This window comes from Methylobacterium sp. PvR107 (assembly GCF_017833295.1).
GTDB lineage: Bacteria > Pseudomonadota > Alphaproteobacteria > Rhizobiales > Beijerinckiaceae > Methylobacterium.
On the sequence record NZ_JAFIBW010000001.1, the window covers coordinates 1,685,950 to 1,697,898 of the forward strand.

The window sequence follows — 11,949 nt, forward strand, 5'->3', positions numbered from 1 at the left end:
CGATGACCGACGCCGCCTTCCTCGACCGCCTCGCCGCGATCGTCGGACCGTCCGGCCTCGTCACCGGCGACGAGCTGCGCGGACGCTCGGCCAACTGGACGCGGCCGGCCGAGCCCTGCGCGGCCCTCGCGCTGGTCCGCCCGCGGAACACTGCCGAGACCAGCGCCGTCATGGCGGCCTGCCACGCGGCGGGCGTCGCCGTGGTGCCGCGGGGCGGCGCCACCGGGCTCGTCGACGGCACGCTCTGCGCGCCCGACGAGATCACGCTCTCGACGGAACGCATGACCGGGATCGAGCCGGTCGATCCGCTCGGCATGACGGTGGTAGTCGGCACCGGCGCTACCATCGAGAGCGTGCAGGATGCAGCGACTTCGAGCGGCCTGTTCTTCCCCCTCGACCTCGGCGCCCGCGGCTCGGCGACGATCGGCGGCGCGATCTCCACCAATGCGGGCGGCCTGCGGGTGCTCCGCTACGGCATGATGCGCGAGATGGTGCTCGGCCTGGAAGCGGTGCTCGCCGACGGCACGGTGGTGTCGTCCATGCGCCCGCTGATCAAGAACAACACCGGGCTCGACCTGAAGCAACTCTTCGTTGGCACCGAAGGGACGCTCGGCATCGTCACGCGGGCGGTGCTGCGGCTGCGTCCGGAACCCGCGGGCTACGCCACCGCGCTCATCGCCTGCCCCAGCTTGGACGACGGGGCGCGGGTGCTGCGGGCGGCCCAGAGCGCCTTTCAGGGGCGCGTCTCCTCCTTCGAGGGGTTGTGGCCGGACTTCTACCGGCTGATGACGGCACCGGGGCGCGCGACGCCGCCGCTCGGCCACGACTACCCGTTCTACGCGATCATCGAGGTCGAGTGCGTATCTGAGGAATCCGACCGATTCCTCAACATGCTCGAAGGTCTGATGGACGAGGGCACGATCCTCGACGCGGCGATCGCTTCCTCGGAGGAACAGCGACGGGGCATGTGGCGCATCCGTGACCGTGTGGAGCACCTCAACGCCGACGGGATCGAGCGCGCCTTCGACGTCAGCGTGCCCCTTGCGAAGATGGATGACTATGTCCGCGGGGCGCTTGACCGCCTCGCGGCGATTCCGGGCTGCCGGGCGGTCGTCTACGGGCATATCGGCGACAACAACCTGCACTGGAACACGACCCGCCTCGACGCCGCCGGCAACGCCGCCATCGACGCGGCGATCTACGAGCCCCTGGCGGCGCTGAACGGGTCTGTCTCGGCGGAGCACGGGATCGGGCTCGAGAAGCGGGCCAAGCTGAAGCTGTCGCGCTCGCCTGCGGAGATCGCCGTCATGCGGCTCGTGAAGCGGGCGCTCGACCCGGACAACCGGTTGAACCCCGGCAAGATTTTTTGAGACCGTTGCGGTGTCGATCCGGCTGGCGGTGCGCCTCACGCCGCGCGGTGGCCGCGACGCCGCGGAAGGCTGGGCTCACGACGTGAAGGGTCAGCCCTACCTGAAGGCCCGCGTCGCAGCCCCGCCGGTCGAGGGCGCGGCCAACGAGGCGCTGGTGACGCTGATCGCCAAGACGCTGAAGGTTAGCCGCGGCTCGGTTCGCATCGTTACCGGCGAACAGAGCCGCCTGAAGATCCTCGAGATCGACGGCGCGGCGCAGGCGGATCTGGATCGGGTTTTCGGGCCGCCGTGAGGCACCGCCGACGTCTTCGCGGGCGCGGGCATCAGCAGTTCCAGGATGATGCGTCGCACCTCCGGCGACGTATCATCCATCGACGGCTTGTTCAGAACGCGACCTTGTCGCCGCCCTTCAGCGCCAGGATCTCGCGCGCCTCGTCGGGCGAGGCAACCGCGAGGCCGAGACCCTCGATGATCGACCGGACGCGGCGGACCTGCGCCGCGTTGGTCTCGGCGAGCTTGCCCGGCCCGTCCCAGAGGCTGTCCTCCAGGCCGACGCGGACGTTGCCGCCCATCGCGGCCGCCATGGCGGCGATGTTCATCTGATTGCGGCCGGCCCCCAGCACCGACCAGCGGTACTGGTCGCCGAACAGCCGGTCGGCGGTGCGTTTCATGTGCATCACGTCGTCCGGATGCGCGCCGATCCCGCCCTGGAGGCCGAACACGGTCTGGATGAACAGCGGCGCCTGCACGAGACCGCGGTCGAAGAAGTATTTCAGATTGTAGAGGTGCGCGGTGTCGTAGCACTCGAACTCGAACTTCGTCCCGTTCGGGCCGCAGGTCGTCAGGATGTGCTCGATCTGGCCGAACGTGTTGCGGAAGATGATGTCCTTGTTGCCGAGGTAATCACGCTCCCACTGGTGCTTCAGATCCTTGAAGCGATCGAGCATGCCGAACAGGCCGAAATTCATCGAGCCGAGATTCAGCGAGGCGACTTCCGGCTGGAAGGTCGCGGCCGGGCGGACGCGCTCCTCGATCGACATGGTCGGCGCGCCGCCGGTGGTGATGTTCACCACGCAGTTGGAGCGCTGCTTGATCACCGGCAGGAACTTGGCGAAGGCCTCGGGCGACTGGTCGGGCTGGCCGTTCTCCGGGTTGCGGGCGTGCAGGTGCACGATGGCGGCGCCCGCCTCGGCGGCGCCGATGGCGGCGTCGGCGATCTCCTCGGGCGTCACCGGGAGGTGCGGCGACATGCTGGGCGTATGGATCGCGCCCGTCACCGCGCAGGTGATGATGACTTTCCGCTGTGAGGCCATGCTCAGTCCTTCTGTGAAGCCTTGTGGGCCCGCAGGGCCGCGAGCCGCGCGTCGCGGCGGTTCATGCGGGCGGGCAGGTCGGCGGGGGCCTGCCAGTTCGCCAGGATCGCCTCGGTGGCCGGTGCCTCGTAGACGCTCGGCGGTGCCGGATCGGCCGCGAGGTTCTTGTAGAAGGCGGTATAGCGGGCGCAATAATCGGCGATGCCGCCGGGCGCGTTCAGCTCGATGGTCTCGAACGGCCCCATGAAGCTCCAGCGCAGGCCGAGACCGTCCGAGACGGTCTTGTCGAGATCCTGCGGCGTCACATAGCCCTCCGAGGCCAAGCGGAACGCTTCCGCCAGGAGCGCGCCCTGGAGCCGATTGAGGATGAAGCCCTCGATCTCCTTCAGCACCGTGATCGGCACCTGGCCGATGGCTTCGTAGATGGTCCGGGCGCGTTCCAGCGCCGCCGCCTCGGTCCACGGCGCTCCGGAGATCTCGACCAGCGGGATCAGGTGCGGCGGGTTCACCGGATGGCCGATCAGGCAACGCGAACGGCCGGCCAAGCCCTCGGTGAACAGCGAGCAGCGGATCGCCGACGACGAGGAGGCCAGGATGGCATCCGGCGGCGCCAGGGCGTCGAGTTCGGCGAACAGGCTCTGCTTCACGTCGAGCCGCTCCGGGCCGTTCTCCTGCACGAACACGACCCCGTCGAGGGCGTCGGCAAGGTTTCCGGCGGCGCGGATGCGGCGCGCGGCACCGTCCGGGTCGGGGCAGAGACCGTTGGCCGCGAGGGTCCGCAAGCCCTCGGCGCAGAGCGGCACGGCGGCTTCGGCGACGCCTGCGGCGGCATCGAACAGGCGCACGTTCCACCCGGCGCGGGCGAAAATCATCGCCCAGGCCCGGCCGATCAGGCCGGCGCCGACGATCGCGACGGACTCGGTCATAGCCACAGCACCTTTCGCCTCAATTCCTGATCCTCGCGCAGGAGGCGCGATTCACCGGTCCATTGCACGCTGCCGCGCTCCAGCGCGACCGTGCGGTCGGAGAGCGCCAAAGCGAGGTCGAGGTGGTGATCCACCAGGATGATCGCGATCTCGCGGCGCAGGCGGTCGAAGGCCTCGAACAGCTCCTCGGTCACGGCCGGCGACAGGCCCTCGAAAGGCTCGTCGAGGAGGAGGAGACGCGTATCGCCCGAGAGCGCGCGGGCCACAGCCACCATCTGCTGCTCGCCCCCCGAAAGGCGCGCGGCGTCTACGGTCCAGCGCTCCTTCAACCGGGGGAAGAACTCCAGCACTTTGTCCTCGTCCCAGTGGATCCCGGCGCCGGTGAGCCGCCGGAGCCGACCGAGGCCGAGATTCTCGGCAACACTCATCCCGGCGAACAGCGCCCGGCCCTGCGGCACATAGCCGATGCCGAGCCGGGCGATCCGGTCCGGCGACAGTCCGGCGATGTCCTTGCCGGCGAGCACGATCCGGCCGGCGGCCGGCGGCGCGGTGCCGATCAGGGTCTTGAGCAGGGTCGACTTGCCGGCACCGTTGCGTCCGAGCAGGGCCACGACCTCACCCCGGTGCACCGCGAGATTCACGCCGTTGAGGATGTGCGACTTGCCGTAGAAGGTGTCGACGCCCTCCATGGCCAGCAGCGTCTCCGCCTCGGCCGCGCTGGCGCGCGGCTTGGCGGCGATCGCCGCTGTCCCCGAGCCGAGATAGACGGCCTGCACGCGGGCATCGTCCCGGGCATCCGCCACCGAGCCGTCGACCAGCACGGCCCCGTCGGCCATCACGGTGACGCGGTCGGCGAGGCGGAACACGCGGTCGATATCGTGCTCGACCAGCAGCACCGGGATGTCGGCCGAGAGCGCCTTGATCAGGTCGCCGACGCGCTCGCGCTCGGCGGCCGCCAAGCCGGCGAGCGGCTCGTCGAGCAGCAGCACGCGGGGCCGCGTGGCGAGCGCCAGACCCATGTCGAGCAGGCGCTGGCCGCCGTAGGACAAGCTGCCCGCCTCCGCCCGCTCGATGCCGGAGAGACCGGTCCAGCGCAGCAGCTCGGCCGTGTCGTCGGCGATCTCGCGGATCGCCAGCGCGTTCCGCCAGGGGCTGAAATGCGCCGGGTGACGCGCCTGGACGGCGAGGCGGACGTTTTCCTCCACCGACAGGCCGGGGAACAGGTTGGTGATCTGGAACGAGCGGCCGAGGCCGGCCCGGGTGATCGCGTGCGGCTCCAGCCCGGCGATCTCGTGGCCGTCGAGGCGGATGCTGCCCGCGCTCGGCCGGAACATCCCGGAGAGCAGGTTGAAGGCCGTCGTCTTGCCGGCCCCGTTCGGGCCGATCAGCGCGTGGAGCGTCCGGTCGGCGACTGCGAACGACACGCCGCGGACCGCCGCGACGGGGCCGAAGCTCTTCTTGATGTCGTCGGCGACCAGCACCGGTCCCACATTGCGGCCCTCCGCGATGAAGCGGGCCGGGACGCGGCCGGAGGCGCCGGCGCGGCGAGCCGACATGGCGGCACCCTCGGCCGGCACACGCCGGAACGGCTTCAGAAGCCGCGCCGCAATGCCGACGAGCCCATCCGGCGAGAACACGATGAAGGCGACGAACAGCAGGCCGAAATACAGCAGCCAGTCGGCGGTGTAGATCGACAGGAACTCCCGGAACAGGATGTAGAACAGGGCGCCGAGCGCCGGCCCGAGGAACGAGCGCATCCCGCCGATCACCACCATGGCGAGCAGCTCGCCCGAGAAGGCGATGGAGATCGGGTCGGCCGAGGTGAAGCGGTGGCTATAGGCCGAGAGCGCCCCGGCAAGGCCGGTGATCGTCGCCGAGATCACGAAGGCCGCGAGCTTGTAGCGGTTGGTGGCGTAGCCGAGAAAGCCGGCGCGCTGCTCGTTCTCGCGGATCGCCACCAGGACGGACCCCATCGGGGAGCGGCGGAAGCGCCAGAGCGCGACCAGCACCACGAAGGCGATGCCCGACACGGCGGCGTAGTAGGCGCCGGGCTCCTGAAGCGCGGCCCAGCGGTGGAGGTTGCCGATGCCGTTCTCGCCGCCGGTGAGGTCGGTCCAGCGGAACGCGATGGCGTAGAGCATCGCCGTGAAGGCGAGCGTCAGAAGCGAGAAGTAGACCCCGCGCCGCCGCAGGATCAGGCCGCCGGCGACCAGGGCAGCCAACCCGGTGATCGCCAGCGCACCCAGCAACGGCAGCGCCATGTCGCCGGGGAACAGCCGCGTCTGGAGGATGGCCACCGCGTAGGCGCCGATCCCGAACCAGGCCCCGTGGCCGAACGAGGTCAGCCCGGTCCAGCCGACCAGGATGTTGAGGCCCAGCACCGCGAGGGCGAAGATCACCACGTCGGTGGCGGTGATCAGGGTCAGGCCGATCGCGTCGAGGGCGAAGGGCAGGACGATCAGGGCGGCGAGCGCCGCCCAGAGCTGGCGGCTCTCGCGCAGGATCAGGCCGCGCTGCGGCAAAGCGAGCGGCAGCGGCTCGGCGGTTCCGGACATGGGACGCTCTCCGCTCACTCGAACCGGGCGATGTGCTCGCCGAACAGACCGCGCGGGCGCAGCAGCAGGACCAGCACCATAAGGCCGTAGACGGCGGCCTCGGTGGCCGGCGGGTAGGCGTAGGCGGTGAGGCCCCGGACGACGCCGACGATCAGGGCGGCGAGCACCACCCCCCAGAACGACCCGAGGCCGCCGATCACCACCACCACGAAGGCGAAGGTAAGGATCTCGGCGCCCATGGCCGGATGGACGCCGGTGACCGGGGCCATCATGGTCCCGGCCAGCGCCGCGAGCCCGACCGCGATCGTCACGACCGCGGTCATGTACGGACGGAGCGAGATGCCCAGCGCCGCGACCATGTCGGGGTTCTGCACGCCCGCCCGGACCACCCGCCCGAAGCTGGTGCGGGTCAGGAGCAGCCACAGGCCGGCGACGCAGGCGACCGCCACAACGAGGATCGAGAGCCGGTAGCGCGAGTAGATCAGGTCACCGATGAAGACCTGCCCACGCAGCCACATCGGGATCCCGAACGGCACCGGCGCCGCCCCGAACGCCATGCGCAGGGCCTGCTCGGCCACCATGGCGAGCCCGAAGGTGAGGAGCAGGCCGAGCGTCGGGTCGCCGCGGTAGAAGCGCCGCAGGAGGAAGCGCTCGATGAGGAGGCCGAGCACGCCGACCAGCAGCGGCGAGGCGATCAGCGCACCGCCGAAGCCGATCGACGGCGTCAGCAGCACAGTCAGGTAGGCGCCGATGGCATAGAAGGCGCCATGGGCGAGATTGACGATCCCGCCAAGGCTGAAGATCAGCGACAGGCCGAGCGCGATCAACAGGTACTGGACGCCGATCAACAGGCCGTTGAGCACCTGCTCCAGGATGAAGACGAGCTGCATGAACGCCTCACGCCGCGAAGGTGCAGGCGTTCTCGTCGCGGGTCGTGGCGAGCACTTCCAGGCTCTCGCCGGCTCCCGGCAGCGGCCCGGTCGAGGAGAAGATGTCGTAGGGGTTCTTGACCTGATCCGCCGGCAGGGCGGTGATCGCGAACATCTCCTGCATCAATTCGTGATCCCAAGGGCGGAAATAGCCCTCCCGGACCTTGGCGATGTCGAATTTCGCGCCCGATTCCAGGTGCTCCACGATCTTGATCGACTCGGTCGATTTCAGCTCGTTCATCGATTGAGCGACGATCTTCATCGCCGTGTAGTCGCCCCAACCCTGATTCTCCGGTGGCTTTTTGTATTTAGCCTTGAAAGCCGCCACGAACTTCTTGGCCGAGGCCGATTCGATCTGATGATGCCAGATCACCGGCCACGTGCCGAGGAAGTTGCCGGGTCCGGCGCCCCAAGCGAGCGCCGTGTCGAAGCCGAAGCCGGCGACCGGGAACGGCAGGCCGAACTCGCTGTACTGCTTGAGGAAGTTGGTGATCTGCGCGCCCGCGAGGTTGCAGATCACGAGGTCGGGCTTGGCCTGACGGAGCTTCAGCAGGAAGGGCGAGAAGTCGGTCAGCTCGGTGGGGATCAGGTCCTCGCCGACGAGGGTCGCGTCGTTGGCCGCGAAGTATTTCTTCGCCTGCTTCAGCAGATCGTGCCCGAAGGCGTAGTCGGCGGTGAGCGCGTAGACCTTCCGGCCCTTGATCAGCCCCCGCTCGAGGAGCGCACGGCCGCAGGCCCGCACCATCATGGTGTTCTGCGACTCGACGTGGAACATGAAGCGCTTGCAGTCGGAGCCGCGCAACGCGTCCGAGTTGGCGCCGGTGTTGATGAACAGGATCTTCTCGCGCTGGGCCACCTGGCTGATCGCCAGCGCCGAGGCGGAGTTGATCTCGCCGACGAGGCAGGCGACGCGGTCGCGCTGGACCATGCGCTCGGCCTTGGCCGAGGCCGTCTGCGGATTGACACTGTCCTCCGAGAGCAGTTCGACCTTCCGGCCGGCGATGCCGCCCGCGGCGTTGATCTCCTCGACCGCCAATTGCGCGGCCTGCACGGCGAACTCGCCGAGCGGCCCGAGGAAGCCCGTGCGCGGCGTCAGGTGGCCGATGCGGATGATGTCGGATTGACCCTGAGACAGCGCCGGGCTGGCCAGCGCCGGCGCGAGAATGGCCGCGCCACCGGCCCTCAGAAGGCTGCGGCGAGAGAGAGAATCCCCGAACTGGTCCGCCATCATTCCGCTCCCGTACGTTTCCTCCAGCCGGGCTTTTCTGGTGGGCTCTGATGGCCCGCAGCCGAACTGTGATCACAGATCACTAGCGCGATAGTGCCGGTTCCGTCTAGTGTCGGCACATGAGTTCCATTTCGGCGCTGGCCGAACTTCCACACCTCGAGCGGCGGACCCTGTCCGATACCGTACACGCGGCGCTCTCCGATCTGCTCGCCTCCGGGCGGCTGGCGCCGGGCGACCGGCTGTCCCTGCGCCAGAGCGCGGCGGCACTCGGGGTGTCGGTCATGCCGGTCCGCGAGGCGGTGAGCCGTTTGGTGGCCGACGGCGTGCTGGAAGTGGCGCCGAACCGGGTCATCCGGGTTCCTGTCATGAGCGCTGCGGACTTTCGGGCGCTGGCCGAGACCCGCATCGCCGTCGAGGGCATCGCCGTGGCGCGCGCCGCGGAGCGGCGATCGGCCGGTGAGCTCGCGGCGATCCGGCAGGCCGAGGCAGCGTTCCGGATGGAGGCCGAGGCGGCGCATCCCGACAGGACCCGGGCCGTCCAGCTCAACCGTGTCCTGCATTTCACGATCTACGGCGCCTGCGGTCTCGCGCCCCTGCAGGAGATCATCGCCCGGCTCTGGCTGAAGGCCGGCCCGGTGATCAATTTGGATTTGCGCGCCCATCCGGAACGGCTGCTCCAGGGCTTTGCGCTCCGGCGGCATGCCGAGGCTGTGGCGGCCATCGAGATCCGCGATGGCGCCGCGGCCGCCGACGCCATCGCGGCGGATATCCGCGAGGCAGCCGAGTTCATCCTGTCCCGCGGCGGATTGCGGGACGATCGGGGAGAGGAGTGATTATGGATCTGGGGATTGCCGGCCTGCGCGTCCTGGTGACGGCGGGCGCCGCGGGGATCGGGCGCGGGATCGTCGACGCCTTCCTGGAGGAAGGTGCGCGCGTCTTCGCTTGCGACATCGACGCGGAGGCCCTGAGCGGCCTGCCGGACGCGGTCGGCCGCACGCGGACCGATGTGGCCGATCGCGATGCGGTTGCCGCGATGATGGATCAGGCGGTCGACTTCCTCGGCGGTCTCGACGTGCTGGTGAACAATGCCGGCATCGCCGGGCCGACCGGTCGGGTCGAGGAGATCGCCCCCGAGGAGTGGGACCGGTGCCTGACCGTCTGCCTGACGAGCCAGTTCAACTGCGCACGCCTCGCGGTGCCGCATCTTCGGCAGAGTGCGAACGCCTCGATCGTCAACCTGTCCTCGGCCGCGGGAAAATTCGGGTTCGCCCTGCGCAGCCCGTACGCGGCGGCCAAGTGGGGGGTCATCGGCTTCACCAAGTCGCTGGCGATCGAGCTCGGCAGCGCCGGCATCCGGGTGAACGCGATCCTGCCCGGACTCGTCGCCGGCGACCGTCAGCGGCGGGTTCTCGAATCGAAGGCTCAGCAGCAGGGGACGAGCTTCGACGAGATGGAGGCGCGCGCCTTCTCGTTCGTGTCCGTCAAGGAATACGTCACCGCGCGTCAGCTCGCCGACCAGACGCTGCTGCTCTGCTCACCCCGCGGCAGGACCATCTCGGGTCAGGCGATCTCGATCGACGGTGACACGCGGATGCTGTCCTGAAATCAACTCAGCATGGACAGTGCTGCGAAGTTCGTCGCGGCAGGGTAGATATCCGCGACACTGAGACGGCGAAGGCTGCGGCGCGTTAGGGGTGGCCGGAGCCTCTCTGCCGGCGACACCCGCCGATGTGATGAGAGACGGACCATGAGCGACAAACGCCGGATCACGCCCGCCGACCTGCGCTCGAAGGCCTGGTTCGACAATCCGCACAATCCGGGCATGACGGCACTCTATCTGGAGCGCTACCTGAACTACGGGCTGACGCCGGAGGAACTGCGCTCCGGCAAGCCGCTGATCGGCATCGCCCAGACCGGCTCGGACCTGTCCCCGTGCAATCGCCATCACCTGGAACTCGCCAAGCGGGTGCGCGAGGGCATCACGGCGGCGGGCGGCGTCGCCTTCGAATTTCCCTGCCACCCGATCCAGGAGACCGGGAAGCGCCCGACCGCATCCCTCGACCGCAACCTCGCCTACCTGTCCCTCGTCGAGGTCTTGTACGGCTATCCGCTCGACGGCGTCGTGCTGCTCACCGGCTGCGACAAGACCATGCCGGCCTGCCTGATGGCCGCCGCCACCGTCAATATTCCGGCGATCTCGCTCAATGTCGGGCCGATGCTGAACGGCTACTTCAACAAGGAGCTGACCGGCTCGGGCACCATCGTGTGGAAGGCCCGGGAGCGCCATGCGGCCGGGGACATCGACTTCCAGCAATTCATGGACATCGTCGGCTCGTCGGCGCCGTCCACCGGACATTGCAACACGATGGGCACGGCCTCGACGATGAATGCGCTGGCCGAGGCGCTCGGTCTCGCCTTGCCGGGCTCTGCGGCGATCCCGGCGCCGTACCGGGAGCGCGGCCAAGCGGCCTACGCCACCGGCCAGCGCATCGTCGAGATGGTCTGGGAGGATCTCAAGCCCTCCGACATCCTCACCCGAGAGGCGTTCGAGAACGCCATCGTGGCCAACGCGGCGATCGGCGGCTCGACCAACGCACCGATCCACATCAACGCCATCGCGAAGCATATCGGCGTGCCGCTGACCTGCGACGACTGGGAGCGGGTCGGCTTCGAGATCCCGCTGCTCGTCGACATGCAGCCGGCCGGTCGCTGGCTCGGCGAGGAGTACTTCCGCGCGGGGGGCCTGCCCGCCGTATTCGCCGAGCTGATCGCGGCCGGGAAGGTCCACGAGGGTGCGCTGACCTGTAACGGCCGCACCGTCGGCGAGAACTACCGTGGGCGGCACAGCTGGAACCGCGACGTGATCCGGGCCTACGGCGAGCCGCTGATGGAGCGCGCCGGATTCCTCAATCTGAAAGGAAGCCTGTTCGATTCGGCGATCATGAAGACCTGCGTCATCTCCGAGGAATTCGCCGCCCGCTACCTGCGCAATCCCGCCGACCCGATGGCGTTCGAGGGCCGGGTGATCGTGTTCGACGGGCCTGAGGATTATCACACCCGCATCGACGATCCCGCCCTCGATATCGACGAGAACACCATCCTGATCATGCGGGGCGCCGGCCCGATCGGCTATCCGGGCGCAGCCGAGGTGGTGAACATGCAGCCGCCGGGCTCCCTAATTCGGCGCGGCGTGACCTCCCTGCCCTGCATCGGCGACGGGCGCCAATCCGGCACCTCCGGCACCCCCGCCATCCTGAATGCCTCGCCGGAAGCCGCGGCCGGCGGTGGCTTGGCGTTGCTGCAGACCGGCGACCGCATCCGGGTGGATCTCAACCGGCGCAGCGCCGACATCCTGCTCCCGCCCGAGGAGCTGGAGCGTCGACGGGCCGACCTGTCGGCACGCGGCGGCTTCCCTTATCCGGCGACGCAGACGCCCTGGCAGGAAATCTACCGCGATCAGGTGGATCAACTCGACCAGGGCATGGTGCTCAAGGGCGCGGTGAAGTTCCAGAAGGTCGCCCAAGTCTCGGGCGTCCCGCGAGACAACCACTGAGGCGCCTGGTCCCGCGCCGGAAGCGCGCAGCCTCGGCAAGGTGATTTCCGAACCGGTGAATTTTGAATACAATCA

Annotated in this window: 10 protein-coding genes; 5 read left to right on the top strand and 5 right to left on the bottom strand. The window is 69.0% G+C overall.

From position 1 onward, the window contains the following. Positions 1-2 precede the first annotated feature (2 nt). Entirely contained in the window at positions 3-1,370 is a 1,368-nt protein-coding gene (locus JOE48_RS07790; protein ID WP_245252752.1) for an FAD-binding oxidoreductase, read from the top strand. A gap of 10 nt (positions 1,371-1,380) precedes the next feature. After that, entirely contained in the window at positions 1,381-1,662 is a 282-nt protein-coding gene (locus JOE48_RS07795) for a DUF167 family protein (protein WP_210029036.1), read from the top strand. Positions 1,663-1,753: 91 nt separating this feature from the next. Here JOE48_RS07795 and JOE48_RS07800 read toward each other — a convergent pair whose 3' ends face one another. The 5 genes from JOE48_RS07800 to JOE48_RS07820 are packed head-to-tail and all read right to left on the bottom strand — an operon-like array spanning position 1,754 to position 8,321. Beyond that, positions 1,754-2,683, bottom strand: coding sequence for a 3-keto-5-aminohexanoate cleavage protein (locus tag JOE48_RS07800; RefSeq protein WP_210029037.1), 930 nt, complete (start codon positions 2,681-2,683; stop codon positions 1,754-1,756). A gap of 2 nt (positions 2,684-2,685) precedes the next feature. Further along, the gene (locus JOE48_RS07805) at positions 2,686-3,609 is read right to left on the bottom strand and encodes a 3-hydroxyacyl-CoA dehydrogenase (protein ID WP_210029038.1); all 924 of its coding nucleotides are present in this window, start codon (positions 3,607-3,609) and stop codon (positions 2,686-2,688) included. Next, positions 3,606-6,164, bottom strand: coding sequence for a branched-chain amino acid ABC transporter ATP-binding protein/permease (locus JOE48_RS07810; RefSeq protein WP_210029039.1), 2,559 nt, complete (start codon positions 6,162-6,164; stop codon positions 3,606-3,608). Before JOE48_RS07810 ends, JOE48_RS07805 begins: the two co-directional genes overlap by 4 nt. A gap of 14 nt (positions 6,165-6,178) precedes the next feature. Beyond that, positions 6,179-7,054 carry a branched-chain amino acid ABC transporter permease gene (locus tag JOE48_RS07815; protein ID WP_210029041.1) on the bottom strand — a complete coding sequence of 292 codons (876 nt, stop codon included), beginning with the start codon at positions 7,052-7,054 and terminating at the stop codon, positions 6,179-6,181. Positions 7,055-7,061: 7 nt separating this feature from the next. Beyond that, a complete protein-coding gene (locus JOE48_RS07820) occupies positions 7,062-8,321 on the bottom strand; it encodes an ABC transporter substrate-binding protein (RefSeq protein ID WP_210035635.1) in 1,260 nt (419 codons plus the stop codon). A 119-nt stretch (positions 8,322-8,440) separates the two neighbouring features. Between JOE48_RS07820 and JOE48_RS07825 the strand changes: the two genes are divergently transcribed. From JOE48_RS07825 to JOE48_RS07835, 3 genes are all read left to right on the top strand, one after another. After that, positions 8,441-9,154: a GntR family transcriptional regulator gene (locus JOE48_RS07825; protein WP_210029042.1), complete on the top strand. Its 714-nt coding sequence runs from the start codon at positions 8,441-8,443 to the stop codon at positions 9,152-9,154. A 2-nt stretch (positions 9,155-9,156) separates the two neighbouring features. Beyond that, the gene (locus tag JOE48_RS07830) at positions 9,157-9,924 is read left to right on the top strand and encodes an SDR family oxidoreductase (protein ID WP_210029043.1); all 768 of its coding nucleotides are present in this window, start codon (positions 9,157-9,159) and stop codon (positions 9,922-9,924) included. A 144-nt stretch (positions 9,925-10,068) separates the two neighbouring features. Further along, positions 10,069-11,874, top strand: a complete 1,806-nt coding sequence (locus JOE48_RS07835) for an IlvD/Edd family dehydratase (protein ID WP_210029044.1) — start codon at positions 10,069-10,071, stop codon at positions 11,872-11,874. Positions 11,875-11,949 lie beyond the last annotated feature (75 nt).